This is a genomic window from Haemophilus parainfluenzae, from assembly GCF_014931375.1.
GTDB lineage: Bacteria > Pseudomonadota > Gammaproteobacteria > Enterobacterales > Pasteurellaceae > Haemophilus_D.
On sequence record NZ_CP063117.1, the window covers coordinates 1,974,090 to 1,989,437 of the forward strand.

The 15,348-nt window shown below is 39.3% G+C and carries 19 protein-coding genes; 6 read left to right on the plus strand and 13 right to left on the minus strand.

Annotated features, from left to right (window positions below; translation table 11 throughout):
- The first annotated feature begins 62 nt into the window (after positions 1–62).
- The 5 genes from INP95_RS09460 to hda all read left to right on the plus strand — a co-directional run bounded on the left by INP95_RS09460 (position 63) and on the right by hda (position 5,710).
- Positions 63–2,306 (plus strand): nitric-oxide reductase large subunit, encoded by a 2,244-nt coding sequence (locus INP95_RS09460; RefSeq protein WP_197560633.1) that lies wholly within the window; start codon positions 63–65, stop codon positions 2,304–2,306.
- A 182-nt stretch (positions 2,307–2,488) separates the two neighbouring features.
- Positions 2,489–2,827 carry a PM0253 family protein gene (locus INP95_RS09465; RefSeq protein WP_197560634.1) on the plus strand — a complete coding sequence of 113 codons (339 nt, stop codon included), beginning with the start codon at positions 2,489–2,491 and terminating at the stop codon, positions 2,825–2,827.
- 121 nt (positions 2,828–2,948) lie between these two features.
- A complete protein-coding gene (gene upp, locus INP95_RS09470) occupies positions 2,949–3,575 on the plus strand; it encodes a uracil phosphoribosyltransferase (RefSeq protein WP_005695610.1) in 627 nt (208 codons plus the stop codon).
- A 120-nt stretch (positions 3,576–3,695) separates the two neighbouring features.
- On the plus strand, positions 3,696–4,943 hold the full coding sequence (locus INP95_RS09475) for a nucleobase:cation symporter-2 family protein (protein ID WP_197560635.1): 1,248 nt from the start codon (positions 3,696–3,698) through the stop codon (positions 4,941–4,943).
- A 71-nt stretch (positions 4,944–5,014) separates the two neighbouring features.
- Positions 5,015–5,710, plus strand: coding sequence for a DnaA regulatory inactivator Hda (hda, locus tag INP95_RS09480; RefSeq protein ID WP_197560636.1), 696 nt, complete (start codon positions 5,015–5,017; stop codon positions 5,708–5,710).
- Between the two features lie 55 nt (positions 5,711–5,765).
- On the opposite strand, the gene INP95_RS09485 is transcribed toward hda, so the two are convergent.
- The 12 genes from INP95_RS09485 to ccmA all read right to left on the minus strand — a co-directional run bounded on the left by INP95_RS09485 (position 5,766) and on the right by ccmA (position 13,903).
- Positions 5,766–6,086, minus strand: a complete 321-nt coding sequence (locus tag INP95_RS09485; protein ID WP_232087997.1) for a hypothetical protein — start codon at positions 6,084–6,086, stop codon at positions 5,766–5,768.
- A complete protein-coding gene (locus tag INP95_RS09490; RefSeq protein WP_232088516.1) occupies positions 6,073–6,702 on the minus strand; it encodes a DUF8095 domain-containing protein in 630 nt (209 codons plus the stop codon). Before INP95_RS09490 ends, INP95_RS09485 begins: the two co-directional genes overlap by 14 nt.
- The gene (gene gloA2, locus INP95_RS09495; RefSeq protein ID WP_070776043.1) at positions 6,686–7,084 is read right to left on the minus strand and encodes an SMU1112c/YaeR family gloxylase I-like metalloprotein; all 399 of its coding nucleotides are present in this window, start codon (positions 7,082–7,084) and stop codon (positions 6,686–6,688) included. Before gloA2 ends, INP95_RS09490 begins: the two co-directional genes overlap by 17 nt.
- Positions 7,084–8,001: a c-type cytochrome biogenesis protein CcmI gene (gene ccmI / locus INP95_RS09500; RefSeq protein WP_049385006.1), complete on the minus strand. Its 918-nt coding sequence runs from the start codon at positions 7,999–8,001 to the stop codon at positions 7,084–7,086. The genes gloA2 and ccmI overlap by 1 nt, the downstream gene beginning before the upstream one ends.
- Positions 8,001–8,465, minus strand: a complete 465-nt coding sequence (locus INP95_RS09505) for a cytochrome c-type biogenesis protein (protein ID WP_197560637.1) — start codon at positions 8,463–8,465, stop codon at positions 8,001–8,003. The genes ccmI and INP95_RS09505 overlap by 1 nt, the downstream gene beginning before the upstream one ends.
- Positions 8,465–9,010 (minus strand): DsbE family thiol:disulfide interchange protein, encoded by a 546-nt coding sequence (locus tag INP95_RS09510; RefSeq protein ID WP_049364999.1) that lies wholly within the window; start codon positions 9,008–9,010, stop codon positions 8,465–8,467. Before INP95_RS09510 ends, INP95_RS09505 begins: the two co-directional genes overlap by 1 nt.
- Positions 9,011–9,072: 62 nt before the next feature.
- Positions 9,073–11,022, minus strand: a complete 1,950-nt coding sequence (locus tag INP95_RS09515) for a heme lyase CcmF/NrfE family subunit (RefSeq protein WP_197560638.1) — start codon at positions 11,020–11,022, stop codon at positions 9,073–9,075.
- Positions 11,022–11,552, minus strand: a complete 531-nt coding sequence (gene ccmE, locus INP95_RS09520) for a cytochrome c maturation protein CcmE (RefSeq protein WP_049385008.1) — start codon at positions 11,550–11,552, stop codon at positions 11,022–11,024. The genes INP95_RS09515 and ccmE overlap by 1 nt, the downstream gene beginning before the upstream one ends.
- Entirely contained in the window at positions 11,549–11,752 is a 204-nt protein-coding gene (ccmD, locus tag INP95_RS09525) for a heme exporter protein CcmD (RefSeq protein WP_005699972.1), read from the minus strand. Before ccmD ends, ccmE begins: the two co-directional genes overlap by 4 nt.
- Positions 11,753–11,781: 29 nt before the next feature.
- The gene (locus INP95_RS09530) at positions 11,782–12,522 is read right to left on the minus strand and encodes a heme ABC transporter permease (RefSeq protein ID WP_197560639.1); all 741 of its coding nucleotides are present in this window, start codon (positions 12,520–12,522) and stop codon (positions 11,782–11,784) included.
- A 67-nt stretch (positions 12,523–12,589) separates the two neighbouring features.
- Entirely contained in the window at positions 12,590–13,255 is a 666-nt protein-coding gene (gene ccmB, locus INP95_RS09535) for a heme exporter protein CcmB (protein WP_049364995.1), read from the minus strand.
- A gap of 6 nt (positions 13,256–13,261) precedes the next feature.
- Positions 13,262–13,903 (minus strand): cytochrome c biogenesis heme-transporting ATPase CcmA, encoded by a 642-nt coding sequence (gene ccmA, locus INP95_RS09540; protein WP_197560640.1) that lies wholly within the window; start codon positions 13,901–13,903, stop codon positions 13,262–13,264.
- Between the two features lie 283 nt (positions 13,904–14,186).
- Here ccmA and sodA point away from each other — a divergent pair, with 283 nt between their 5' ends.
- Complete coding sequence (sodA, locus tag INP95_RS09545; RefSeq protein ID WP_049369405.1) at positions 14,187–14,834, plus strand: superoxide dismutase [Mn]; 648 nt, start codon at positions 14,187–14,189, stop codon at positions 14,832–14,834.
- Positions 14,835–14,888: 54 nt separating this feature from the next.
- Here the strand turns inward: sodA and INP95_RS09550 are convergent, their stop codons facing one another.
- The gene (locus INP95_RS09550) at positions 14,889–15,332 is read right to left on the minus strand and encodes a methyltransferase family protein (RefSeq protein WP_197560641.1); all 444 of its coding nucleotides are present in this window, start codon (positions 15,330–15,332) and stop codon (positions 14,889–14,891) included.
- Positions 15,333–15,348: the final 16 nt, after the last annotated feature.

The following is a 15,348-nucleotide window of genomic DNA, read 5'->3' on the forward strand; positions in this document are numbered from 1 at the left end:
GCTATTCTCGGAATAGTTAACCATCATGGCATCATATTTTCTAATAATCTAGGAGTGATAAAATGGGACAGTATAAAAAGTTCTGGTACCTATTAGTCGCCGTATTGATTGGGGCATTCTCTATTCTCGGCTACTACGGGTTCGAAGTTTATCGTGAAGCACCACCAATTCCGCAACAATATGTTTCTGAATCAGGTGAAAAAGTGATTACTCACGATGATATTTTACATGGTCAAACCGCTTGGCAAACCACTGGTGGTATGCAAGTGGGTTCTGTTTGGGGGCACGGTGCATACCAAGCACCAGACTGGACGGCAGATTGGCTACATCGTGAATTAACCAACTGGTTAGATATCACCGCAAATAAAGAATTTGGTAAAAATTTCTCTGATTTAAATGATGAGCAACAAACTTTATTAAAAGCGCGTTTAACCAAAGAATATCGTGGTAGCAAAGTTGAAAACGGTACTGTTGTGCTTTCAAACACCCGTTTAGCGGCAATGGAAAAAACTGCACAATACTACATTTCTTTATATGGTGATGATCCTGCAACTAAAGTCACTCGTGAACACTTCGCCATGAAGGATAATACTCTTCCTGATTTACAAGCTCGTAAAGACTTAGCTAAATTCTTCTTCTGGACAGCATGGACTGCATCAGCTGAACGTCCAAACACTCACGCAAGTTACACCAACAACTGGCCACATGAACCGTTAATTAATAACGTACCAACACCAGAAAACGTGATTTGGTCTATTGCGAGTGTGGTATTCCTCATTGCAGGTATTGGTTTTGTTGTATGGATTTGGTCATTCAAAAAACGTGAAGATGAAAAAGAACCGCCAATGCCTGAGTTCGATCCACTCACGAAATTACAACTTACTCCTTCTCAACGTGCGTTAGGTAAATACCTCTTTACTGTGCTTGCTCTTTTCGTATTGCAAGTCACATTAGGTGCGGTTGTAGCACACTATACGGTTGAAGGTCAGGAATTCTATGGTATTGATATTTCTCAATACTTCCCATATTCATTAGTGCGTACATGGCATATTCAAGCTGCCTTATTCTGGATTGCAATGGCATTCTTAGCCGGTGGTTTATTCCTTGCACCAATCATTAATGGCGGTAAAGATCCGAAATTCCAAAAATTGGGTGTGGATGTTCTCTACTGGGCATTAGTGGTATTAGTCGTTGGTTCATTCACTGGTAGCTACTTAGCAATTGCTCATATTCTCCCTGAAGAATGGAGCTTCATGTTCGGCCACCAAGGCTATGAATTCATTGACTTAGGTCGTTTCTGGCAAGCAGTGAAATTCGCAGGCATCTTATTCTGGTTAGTCTTAATGCTTCGCGGTACAGTGAATGCATTCAAACAACCTGGTGATAAAAACTTATTGGCATTATTCTTCGCCTCAGTAATTGCGATCGGTTTATTCTATGGCCCAGCATTATTCTATGGCGAGCACACTCACATTTCTGTGATGGAATACTGGCGTTGGTGGGTAGTTCACCTATGGGTAGAAGGTTTCTTTGAAGTATTCTCTGTAGCGGCACTCTCATTCATCTTTGTAAGTTTAGGTTTAGTTTCACGTCGTACTGCAACTGTGGCAACTATTACTGAAGCAGCGTTATTCTTAATCGGTGGTATCCCTGGTACTTTCCACCACTTATACTTCGCAGGTGCAACCACTCCAATTATTGCGGTAGGTGCATCATTCTCTGCGCTTGAAGTGGTACCTTTAGTGTTACTAGGTCATGAAGCTTGGGAACACTGGGCGATGCAACAAAAAACACCTTGGATGGAACGCTTAAAATGGCCTCTTTACTGCTTCGTTGCCGTAGCGTTCTGGAATATGTTAGGTGCTGGCGTATTTGGTTTCTTAATCAATCCACCAATTTCGCTTTACTATATCCAAGGCTTGAACACGACTGCCGTTCATGCTCACGCCGCATTATTCGGTGTGTATGGCTTCTTAGCACTAGGCTTCGTCTTCTTAATCGCTCGTTATTTACGTCCGGATACACCATTTAACGATAAGTTAATGAAATGGGGCTTCTGGTTATTAAATGGCGGTTTAGTATTAATGATCGCATCAAGCTTATTACCTATCGGTATTATCCAAGGATATGCAAGTATCTCTGAAGGCTTATGGTATGCACGTAGTGAAGAATTTATGCAACAACCTCTATTCGATACCCTACGTTGGGTTCGTTTCGGTGGCGACGTTGTCTTCATCTTCGGTGCTCTCGCTTTCTTCTGGCAAATCTTTACGATGGTATTCTTTAAACCTAAAAAAGCAGCATAATTAAATTTATTATCGTGCAAAAGCGGCTAAGTAACTGGCCGCTTTTTATTTGTGAAAAATCCGTTAAATTTTCTGACCGCACTTTGATCTCCATCAAACCATTTACCTTCTTTTAAGTATGATTAAATTTGTCTTTAGATCTATACTCTTCATACTTTCAACTTTTTTTATAACATTTCAACATGAGTGACAATCCATTCAACGCGAGTTGGTCATCAAAGGGCAATACGCTATGTCTAGGTCATTGGGACATTACTTATCTCGGTTTACCTGTAGTACTGCCACTTGAACGCCGTGATAAAGATATGGGAACAAATAATATTTATAATTTTATAGATCCCGAAGATGAGCTTTACCGAGAAGGCTTAATGGAAGATGATTGGATTGTGGAAAACATCGATTGGCTTTCTGATGTTTTTATCGAGCACAATATCCCTTTAGAAGAAGAAACCATACGAGCATTCTATAAAGCGGTGAATAAGGAAGATTGGCGCTGTGGGAGCTGTGGTGGATGTATTTAATAGCAAAGTGCGGTCAATTTTATCATTGTTTTTATACCGAACTGTCATAATAAAAACACTAGGAAATTCAATATTTCTGATATAGAATTCTCCGATTTGTTTTTTAAAAGGGAGAAAAAAGATGAAACTCGTTGAAGTTAAACATCCGCTTGTTAAACATAAATTAGGCGTGATGCGCGAAGCTGATATTGATACCAAAAAATTCCGTGAGCTTGCAACTGAAGTGGGTAGCTTACTTACCTATGAAGCCACTGCCGATCTTGAAACAGAAAAAGTGATTATTGAAGGTTGGAATGGCCCAGTTGAAATCGAACGTATCAAAGGTAAAAAAGTTACTGTTGTACCAATTTTACGTGCTGGCCTAGGCATGATGGATGGTGTATTAGAACATGTTCCAAGTGCTCGTATCAGTGTGGTTGGGATTTATCGTAATGAAGAAACCCTTGAACCCGTTCCTTATTTCCAAAAACTCGCGAGCGATTTAGAAGAACGTTTAGCTATCGTTGTGGATCCAATGCTCGCAACCGGTGGTTCAATGATCTCCACAATTGATTTATTAAAAGCAAAAGGTTGCCAACACATCAAAGTATTAGTATTAGTCGCGGCGCCTGAAGGGATCAAAGCATTAGAAAAAGCACATCCAGATATCGAACTTTATTGCGCATCGATTGATGATCACTTAAATGAACAAGGCTACATCATCCCTGGCTTGGGTGATGCTGGCGATAAGATTTTTGGGACGAAATAATTCCCTTTTAATAAGACGGCATTTATAGCCGTCTTTTTTCCGTGCGTGAAAACACAAAAGCTAAAAAAGCATTAAAACCGACCGCACTTTCAGTTAATTCAAACCGAGAGTTGAAACTAAATGAGTAATCAAACTACAACCGCACCTGTTGAGGTGCAAAGCATGGGCAAACAAGCGTTTGTCGGTTTACAAATGTTATTTGTGGCCTTTGGCGCCTTAGTATTAGTTCCTTTAATCACTGGATTAAATTCTAATACAGCCCTTCTTACCGCCGGTATCGGTACACTACTTTTCCAACTTTGTACTGGTAAACAAGTCCCTATTTTCTTGGCCTCCTCTTTTGCCTTTATTGCGCCTATTCAATATGGCGTACAAACTTGGGGCATCCCAACCACAATGGGTGGACTTGCTTGTGCAGGCTTAGTCTATTTCGCACTATCAACCTTAGTAAAATTACGCGGTAGTGCTGCACTTGAGCGCATCTTCCCGCCTGTTGTTGTTGGTCCCGTAATTATCATTATTGGTATGGGGCTTGCCCCCGTTGCTGTGGATATGGCATTAGGTAAAAACAGTGCATATAGCTATGAGCACTCTGTATTGGTTTCTATGATTACTTTAGTCACTACCCTTTCTGTTGCGGTATTTGCTAAAGGTATGATGAAACTGATTCCAATTATGTTTGGTATCGTTGCTGGCTATGTGGTTTGTCTATTCCTAGGCTTAATTAACTTCCAACCTGTTTTAGACGCAAAATGGTTTGAATTACCCCAATTAACTAAACCAGAATTTAATTTAGAAGCCATTCTTTATATGCTACCCATTGCTATCGCACCAGCCGTTGAACACGTTGGCGGTATTATGGCAATCAGTTCTGTAACAGGTAAAGATTTTCTTAAAAAACCAGGTTTACACCGCACCTTATTAGGCGATGGTATCGCAACGGCTGCAGCGTCATTAGTAGGTGGTCCACCAAATACCACTTATGCTGAAGTAACGGGTGCTGTAATGCTAACTCGCAACTTTAATCCAAATATTATGACTTGGGCTGCGGTATGGGCAATTGCAATTTCCTTCTGTGGTAAAGTAGGTGCATTCCTTTCTACTATCCCGACCATCGTAATGGGCGGGATTATGATGTTGGTATTCGGTTCAATTGCCGTTGTCGGGATGAGCACCTTAATTAAAGGTAAAGTGGATGTGACTGAACCTCGTAACCTTTGCATTATTTCTGTGGTGATGACTTTCGGGATCGGGAATATGTTTGTCAACGTCGGCGATGTTGTTTCCCTGAAAGGGATTAGCCTTTGTGCTATCGTCGCGATTGTACTGAACTTGATTTTGCCAAAAGCAAAAAATGAAGTAGAATAAAACTTCCCAAACAAAAGGGTTAAATGAAAATTTAGCCCTTTCTTTTTTATTTTAAATCAACTCGTTAATCCGTGAATCAGCAACTTTCTTTACCTATTCATCAAATTGATGATGAAACGCTTGAGAATTTTTATAGCGATAATAATGCGTTATTGCTTAATTCTTTACGTCAAAACATGACTGATTTACAACAACAATTCTTCTACCTTTGGGGCCGCCAAAGCGTTGGGAAAACCCATCTTTTGCGCGCACTCTGTAATGAATATATTCAGCAACAACAGAGCGCCATTTATGTCCCGTTGAGCAAATCACAATATTTTTCCACGGCGGTTTTTGAGAATTTAGAACAACAAGAACTGGTTTGCTTAGACGATTTGCAAACAATTATTGGAAATTCAGAATGGGAAATTGCCTTATTTGATCTTTTTAATCGCATTAAGGCTAATGGTAAAACCTTATTAGTTGTCAGTGCCGATCAATCTCCAACTGCCCTCCCCGTTAAATTACCGGATCTTGCTTCTCGCTTAAAATGGGGAGAAAGTTATCAATTGATTCCACTCAGCGATGAACAAAAATTTGCGGTATTGAAACAGAATGCCCATCAACGAGGTATCATACTTTCAGATGATACTGCCAATTTTATATTCACGCGTTTAGATCGTGATATGACAACACTAAAAGAAGCATTAGTAAAACTCGATGAAGCCTCACTACAAGCCAAACGAAATCTGACGATTCCTTTTGTGAAATCAATTTTAGGCTTATAAACAAGCAAAAAAATAACCGCACTTTTTCAAGCGCGGTTATTTTGTATCAATTTAATTACCAACAGTGACGACAATAGCCAACACCGACACTCGGCATTATCGCAACAGGTACACGAGAATACCCTCTCTGTTTAGAGCGATGATCACTCGCATTCATTTCATTTGGAATACTGTCTCTTTGTGCAACTTTCGCTTTTTCTTGAGCGCTTACCGTATTACCACTTGTTACTCGAGCATTATAATCCTGCACGGTATTCATATCGTACGCTGCAGCCCCATTTCCAATAGTTGATGCCTCTTGGGGAGCTGTACAAGCTGTTAAAACAGATAGAGCTGCAATAGAAATTAATTTTTTCATAACGCTACCTTTTATCACAAACTACTTTATTAAGTGTTTCTCTGCCTTCTTTAATCCGAGCATTGGCTTTTTTTCTAATGTTCGGGTCCTCATTTTGCTCAATGTATTTTGCTACATTCGCATTTCTGATTGCATAAACAGGCACATACTGTGAATGTTTTGTCTCGCCTTTTTTATAAATCGTTGCACCTAACACACTGCCATAATATTCGCTGGCATCATTAGGTTTAATGTAATAATTACTGGTGTTAGTAACATCTACGCCATCATCACTTTTAAAGCCACTACAAATCCCTGCGGGTGAAAGAAACGTTGTTTTTGATGCCGCCGTTTCGTTAAATTTATATACTTCAAATTCAACGCTATTGGCCAGCTCTTCCATATCTTTTTCAGATTTAGGATCTAAACTTCTCTGTCCTTTTCCATCAATATATTTCACTGTTTCAGAAATATTACTTTCAGAAACATTAACTGAAAGATTATTTTCAGGCGTTTTTACCTTTGTTGCATATACAACACTACTACCTTCGGCTGAAACAACTGACGCTGCTAAAATACAAAAAGAGTAAATCCCAATTTTTTTCTTAATATGACTCATAATAATTTGATTTTCTACGTTAATAATTATTTTCATATAACTCAATAGGTAAATAATCTGGGTCTCGGAAGAAAGTGTACTTCATTCCAGTTAATTCATCAACTCTAATTGGTTCACAATTAATACTGTTTTCCAGAAGATAAGCAACATATTCATCAATGTTATCGACTTTAAATGCCAAATGCCGTAAACCGCAGGCTTCAGGGTTGGTGACTCTTTGAGGCGGATTTGGGAAAGAAAATAGCTCTATTTGACTCCCATCCGGAAAACTTAAATCTAATTTATAACTATCTCGTTCTGCCCGATAAGTTTCATTTAGCGGTTTTGCCCCTAAAATCTCCATATAAAAATGCTTCGAACGTGCATAGTTCGAAGCAATAATCGCAATATGGTGAAAACCTAATAATTGAGGTTTCATTATTTCTCCGGGGTGACGCTTTTTGCTTTTTCTTCTTCCTGTAAAGCAAGGGCATCACGTGCAGCACGAATACTCTTCTCAAGCATTGGCACTCGAGGATCATCTGGTTCCAATAAACGTAACATCATTGCCCAGGTTACTGCCGCCATTTTATAATCCTCACCTTCAAAATAACTGAAAGCAAGTAAACTTAATGCTTCAGGGTTAGAATGATCTTGACGAATAATCTCACGTAAAAGCTGATTACCTTTCAGTTTATCCGTTTGATCTTCAGAAGACATTAACATACGCGCATAAGAAAGCTTATAATCTAAATTATCCGGCTCAAGCTTATTCGCTTGTTGGTAACTATCAAAGGCTAATTTTCCATTACCTAAATTCATCCCTACCTGACCTAGCAACCACCATTTTTTAGCATCCTTTGGTGTTTTTTGTAAATCCAAACGAAGTGCGGTAGAAAATTGTTGCATTTCTGCATCCGTCATTGGGTTTGTGTCTTCTTCTTTGATTCGTTCAAAGAAATAAGGTAATTTTGCCAATGTTTTTTCCATCATATCTTCGGCTTTCCAAGATCCCAAAGGGAAATAAGCCCCGCCAGCAATAATAGCCAAACCTAATAAACCAGAAACAAACCATAACTTACCGTAATTTTTGGCATTTTTATCGAGCGTTTGTGTTTCTTGTTGAGGAATATCTTCCAACAATGTTTTTTGTAGCTCTTGTTTAAGTTGTTCAACGTTCTCTACTAAACCTTGCTGATTATCTTGCTCAATCTCTTTTAAGCGAGAAAAATACAATGCTTTATTTAATTCATCACGCTTTTTGTCTTCTTTCGCTTTAACTGAACGCAACAAGGGATAAAAACAAATCAATGCCACCACTAAAGTGAGCACAATAATACTTAATGCAAAATTCATTATTTATCCTTTTTTTTGAGTAAAGCCGATAAACGCGCATTCTCTTCGTCATCTAAAATCGCATCAGAATTAACCGCACTTGGGCTTTTTGATTTACGTTTAAATACAAATAAAATGCCAATCAACACTAACAAAATTGGGGCAATCCATAATACGATTGTTGACGTCGTCATTGGTGGATCATAAGTCACAAAATTGCCATAACGTTGAATCATATAATCGACAACTTCACTTCGTTTTTTGCCTTCTTGTAACAACTCAAACACTTTGCCACGCATATCTACCGCAATGGTTGCATTCGAATCGGCAATATTGTTATTTTGACATTGTGGACAACGTAATTCTTGTGTTAATTGATGATAGTCCTTTTCTTGCTCTGGTGAAGCAAAATTCAATGCATCAATGGAAGCTGTCGCCGAGATACTCACAAAAAGTGCGGTTAAAAAAAGCCATGATTTTTTCATTATGGTTTCTCCGCGAGTTTGTCATAAATCGGTTTTAAGGTCTCATTCCAAACGCGTTCATTCACATCACCCGCTAAGCGATAATGAATCACACCTTTGCCATCCACGATAAATGTTTCTGGTGCGCCGTAAACCCCCAAATCTAATGCAAAAGAACCTTTTTCATCTTTAAGCACAAGACTATAAGGATTGCCTAAATCTTTCAGCCATTTTATCGCTTTTGGTGATTCATCTTTATAGTCGATACCAATGATTGTTACACCTTGTTTAGCCAATTGATTCAAGTATTGATGCTCGGCATAACAAGTTGGACACCAAGTTGCCCACACATTTAATAGAATCGGTTTGCCTTGTTGGAAAATTTCATTACCGTAGGTTTTATTTTCCAATAAATCCGTTAATGTTTTCTGTGGCACTGGTTTTCCCACAAGCGCAGATTCTAACGCTTTTGGATCATCACCTTGCGCGTTACGTCCTAACTGAACTAAAAAAGCAGCAGCCACAGCAAGAAAAATAATAAGTGGGATAAGTAATTTTTTATTCATAACACTATCAATTTCACATCTATTTCACATCTATTTCTAAGGGCATACGCCCCTTATTACAATTAAGACTGTTTAACTAATCGACTAAAACGATAACGACGGTCAAACATACAGAGCAAGCCACCTAATGCCATAAACAATCCGCCAATCCAAATCCAACGGATAAATGGTTTATAGTAAAGACGTAGTGCCCATGAGTTATCATCTATTTTTTCACCTAAAGCGACATAAAGATCGCGAGTAAAGCCCCAATTAATTGCCGCTTCCGTCATTGGCATTTTACTGACGGTATAAAAACGTTTTTCAGCAAATAATGTTGCTTCTGGTTTACCCGCTTTTGAAATGTCGATTTGTGCTTTACCGCCCATATAGTTAGGACCATTTGCATCACTCACGCCAGCAAATTTAAAGTCATAATTAGCAATCTGCACTGTATCACCCACAGCCATTCGCACATCACGTTCTACACTGAAGTTTTGACTAAAGGCAATTCCCCAAACGGTCATCGCTACACCAAGGTGAGCCAAAATCATCCCCCAATGGGAACGAGAAAGTTTGGTAATACCTTTAAAGAAAGATTCGCGGTGTGTTGCCCGTTGTTTCATTTCGTAGAGACTGAGTAACACAATAATGACAGACATCATGGTGCCAAGCACAGCACTGACGGTGAGTTTATTTTGTAAGAAATACGGTAAAGCAAAACCTGCAATCGCCATCACAATGACACTCACAACAACCGGTGTACGAATTTCAGAGAACTGATCGCGACGCCATTTTACTAACGGTCCAATACCCAGTAATAAGGCAAACGGAGTCATAATAATCAAGAACATTTGATCAAAGAATGGCGCACCGATCGAAATAGATCCCAAACCTAATTGTTTATGAACTAACGGCAATAACGTTCCTAAGAACACCACACAAAGTGCGGTCATTAATAGGATGTTATTTAATAATAATAACGTTTCACGAGAATAGCGCTCTGCATTATCATGCGAACGAATTTGGTTGCCTTTATAAGCATACAAGGTTAACGAGCCACCTATCACTACAACCAAATAAGCAAGAATATACAAACCACGTGTTGGATCTGAAGCAAAGGCGTGTACTGACACTAAGATACCGGAACGAACTAAGAATGTACCCAGTAAGCAAAGGGAGAACGCCAAAATCGCTAAAAGCACAGTCCAAGCTTTAAAAGAGCCACGTTTTTCAGTCACCGCTAAAGAGTGGATTAATGCGGTTCCCGCAAGCCAAGGCATTAAAGAAGAGTTTTCTACTGGATCCCAGAACCACCAGCCACCCCAGCCGAGCTCATAATATGCCCACCAAGAACCGAGCACGATCCCGAGTGTTAAAAACACCCAAGCAGCGATCGTCCAAGGACGTGACCATCTAGCCCAAGCTGAGTCTAATTTACCCGTCATTAATGATGCGATCGCAAAGGCAAAAGCAACAGAAAAACCAACATATCCCATATAAAGTAATGGTGGGTGGAAAATTAAGCCCACATCTTGCAACATTGGATTGAGTTCTCTGCCATCTACTGGGAAGTCAGGGAATGTACGGGTAAACGGATTTGAGGTAAATAATACGAAGAGTAAAAAGCCGATGCTAATAATCCCCATAATACCTAATACACGAGCTACTGCTTCCTGTGGCAAGTGTTTGCTAAATAAGGCTACTGCTGCACCCCAAAGTGTTAATAACCAAATCCAAAGTAATAATGACCCCTCATGTGAGCCCCAAACTGCAGATAAACGATAATAAATCGGCAAGCTGCTGTTAGAGTTATTTACCACATATTGCACACTGAAATCATTTACAGCAAACAGATAGAACAATGCTGCAAACGCAATGGTTAAAGTAAAAAATAAACCATAAGTCATTGGACGAGCCAATGACATAAGTTGAGGATGACCTTTTTCAGCTCCCCATAATGGGAGAATGGCTAAAAAGAATGAAACGGCAAGGCTTAAAGCAAGCGCATAATTTCCTAATTCAGCAATCATTAGCGACCTTCTTGCGATTTTTGCTGGGTTTCTTTATAACGACGATCGGCTTCACTCTCGCCTTTTAGTTCTGCCCCCATTGGTTTATGCATTTTCTTCATTTTCTCACCTAATTCTGGCGGCACATAATTTTCATCATGTTTAGCAAGCACTTCTGTTGCTTCTAATAAGGTTGGTTCTTTTAACACACCTTGCGCAACAATACCCTGTCCCTCACGGAAAAGATCCGGCAGAATACCTTCGTATTCAACTGTAATTGATGGACCAATATCATTCACATCAAAGCGAACTTTGAGACTTTTCGGATCTCGACTAACAGAGCCTTCAACCACCATACCACCAACACGAATACGTTGCCCAACTTCAGGTTTTTGATCAGGATTTCCGTCTTTCCCTTCTACAACTTCCGAAGGGGTATAAAATAAATCAATATTTTGGCGAAGCGCATAAAGCACCAAACCTGTCGCAATCGAAATACCTAAAATCACAAAGATGATGATCGAAAGTCTTGATTTACGTCTTGGATTCATAGCGTATTTCCTTTATTTGCTTGGTTTAAACGAGCTTCACGTTGTTGCTCGCGTAACACCTCTTTTAATACTGCTTTACGCCCCTTGACGCTTTGTATCGCCAAAATGATCATTGCCACGAGGCTAATGCCATAGGAAAGCCACACATAAAAACCATAGCCTCCCATATTGATAAAATCACTCCAACTTTGGAAAAACATTTTCCGCTCCCTAAAATAAAAATAAAAAACTATTTCAGCTTACTTGCTAACTCTTTTACCCATGGACGTTTACTGTCTTCTTTTAGCAATTCAACGCGGTAACGCACAAGCGTAAACCAAATGGATAAAAATAAAAATCCAAAAATACATAAAATCAGTGGAATTAACATCGGCGTTGCAATCGACGGTTTTTCAAACTTCGTGATACTTGCCCCTTGATGTAAGGTATTCCACCACTCTACGGAAAAGTGAATGATTGGTAAATTCACTACACCAACAATACACAAGATACCCGCTGATTTTGCACCCACAGCACGATCAGAAAATGCAGAATAAAGCGCTAATACACCAATATATAAGAAGAAAAGAATCAGTTCAGCGGTTAAACGTGCATCCCACACCCACCAGGTTCCCCACATTGGTTTACCCCAAATTGCGCCTGTGACTAACGCGATAAAGGTAAACATCGCACCAATAGGCGCCATGGCAACCATCGAAAGATGAGCGGCTTTAATTTGCCAAACTAACGCAATAATGGCCGCAACGGCCATCGAGCCATAGACGCCCATTGACCAAATCGCTGCCGGCACATGAACATACATAATTCGGAAACTATTGCCTTGCTGATAATCTGCTGGAGCATAAGCTAAGCCCCATACGATGCCAACAGCCAATAATAAAACCGCAATCACACCAAAGAATGGGCTCAATTTACCACATAAATGATATTGGGTTTCATGTTTTGCGTAAGGATGTAACCACTTCCACATAAAAGATCCTTAATTCAAAAAATAAAAAACAGTTAAAAATCTGACCGCACTTTCACCGTAATGATGATTAATTATCTAAACTAATTCGTAGTGCCGCTGCAATAGCGAAAGGCGATAATGTTATCGCGCCAGCCAAAATTGCACCTAAAATAGCAAGCTGTCCGCCATAAGGGAGATTTAATGCGGCGGCATCTAAAATTGCTGAAGCAAAAATTAAAACCGGAATAAATAATGGTACCACAAGTAAACTCAGCAATACGCCACCTTTACGCAACCCCACCGTCAATGCCACACCAATTGCGCCAATGCAGCTTAAAATCGGTGTGCCCACTAAGAGTGTAAGCACCAATGCCCACCAAATATTCACTTCCAACGAAAGCAATAAAGCCGCAATAGGTGAAAGTAAAATCAACGGCAAACCTGTTAATAACCAGTGTGCAACAACTTTTGCAAGTGCCGTTAGCGCTAAAGGTTGAGCCGTGAGCATCAATTGTTCTAAAGAGCCATCAATAAAGTCATCTCGGAATAAGCGTTCAAAAGACAGCAACGCAGAAAGCAATGCGGCCACCCAAGCAACTCCAGGTGCGATGCGAGAAAGTAATTTAGGATCCGGCCCAATGACTAATGGAAACAGCGTAATCACGATTAGAAAGAACCAAAGCGGGTTCAGTATTTCCGCTTGTTTACGAGTCGCAATCTTCAGTTCACGCTTTATAATCTGTAAAAATATCATAAAAATCTAAGGGTTATATTTATAATCAGCAAGATTGATTTTCTTTAATAGGCTACTTGGTACTTCTTGATGACTCGTTAAAATCACCATTCCACCTTTTTTAGCATGATTTTCAAAAAGTGCGGTCAAAACTTCAACCCCTTTTTTGTCTATTGCTGTAAAAGGTTCGTCCAAAATCCAAAGAGGTGCTTCTGAGATCCATAATCTTGCCAAGGCAATGCGCTTTTGCTGACCAGCTGAAAGTTGGGCAGCCGGTAAATCTTCACGTCCAAGTAAGCCTACAGTTTCAAGCACATCCCATAAGATATCAGTGCCTTGCTGACTTTGACTAATCTGCTGATAAAATTTTAAATTTTCCCATGCCGTTAATTCAGGCTTTACGCCAGAATGATGGCCGAGATAAAGTAGCTGATGATGGTATTCTTCGCGTTGTTTTGTAATCTCGTCTGAATTCCACCGCACTTTACCTTCTACAGGCTGTGCAAGGCCAGCTAAAATGCGCAATAAACTTGTTTTGCCGATACCATTGTGCCCTTCAATTTGCACGAAATCACCGCTTTGAAATTGCAGTGAAAGATCAGTGAACAATATGCGATCGCCACGTTGACACGCTAATTGTTCTAATTGAAGTTGATGAGCAGGAAACATAGTCTCAGCCTTAAAAATAAAACCTTGTTAAAAATCAGCGGGTATTCTACCACAAGGGGAAATTTTGACGAGATTTTAAGGGCTAAAAGGTATAACTATTTAGGCGTAGATCGGTGTATTTATTGATTTAAAACAAATTAAGCTTTTCTAGCCTATTCATCGGATAATCAAATAATTAAAAGATTTACTGATCTAAATCAAATTTTCTGCTACCATTTATCTACTTTTTGATGTTGTTTTATCAAAAACATTACCTTAACTTTATTTAAAAAAGGAACATATTATGTCTTATACTCTACCTGAATTAGGTTACGCTTATGATGCGTTAGAACCACATTTTGATGCGCAAACAATGGAAATTCACCACACTAAGCACCACCAAGCTTATGTAAACAATGCAAACGCGGTGTTAGAAACTTTACCTGCTGAATTTTCTGAAATGTGCTCAGGTCAATTAATCAGCCAATTAGACAAAATCCCAGCTGAAAAACGTACTGCATTACGTAACAACGCAGGCGGTCACGCAAACCACAGCTTATTCTGGAAATCATTGAAAAAAGGCACCACTTTACAGGGTGATTTAAAAGCAGCTATCGAACGTGATTTCGGTTCTGTAGAAAACTTCAAAGCTGAATTTGAAAAAGCAGCAGCGACTCGTTTCGGTTCAGGTTGGGCATGGTTAGTGATTAACCAAGGTAAATTATCTGTTGTTTCTACAGCAAATCAAGATTCTCCATTAATGGGTAAAGAAATCGCAGGTTGTGAAGGTTTCCCACTTTTAGGTTTAGATGTTTGGGAACACGCTTACTACTTGAAATTCCAAAACCGTCGTCCAGACTACATCAAAGAATTCTGGAACGTAGTGAACTGGGATTTCGTTGCGGAGCGTTTAGCTAAAAAATTAGCAGATTGCGGATGTGCAGCTAAATAATCACTTCTCAAAATATATAAAAAATCGCCTATTTTTAGGCGATTTTTTTATTGGTTAAATCCAACGTCTGACTTTTTTCTTATAAGCCAAATAAGACTCACCAAACTTCTTCTCTAGCCAGTATTCTTCAGGTTTAATTTGCCATTGTGTGATGAGATAAATAAATAGAAAAACACCTAAAAAACTAACCGCACTTTGCAAATAAAACGCCCATGCCACTAACAAGCCAGCTAAACTTAAATACATTGGGTTACGACTAAAGCGATAGATACCACTTACCACAAATACTTTGCTTTTCTCTAAATGGATGGGATGAATATTAGCTTTATTTTTGTAGAATTGCCAAACACTGAAAAAACCAACAAAAGATGAAGCCAACGCAATCAGATAAGTAATCACGATATTGATTGTAACAGGGTAAGGATTAGGTAAGCATATCATGATAAGTGCACAGCCAATAAAAATGACGGGTGGCGGCACAATAGGTTTCTGAATCATAAGATCAAAAATCCAA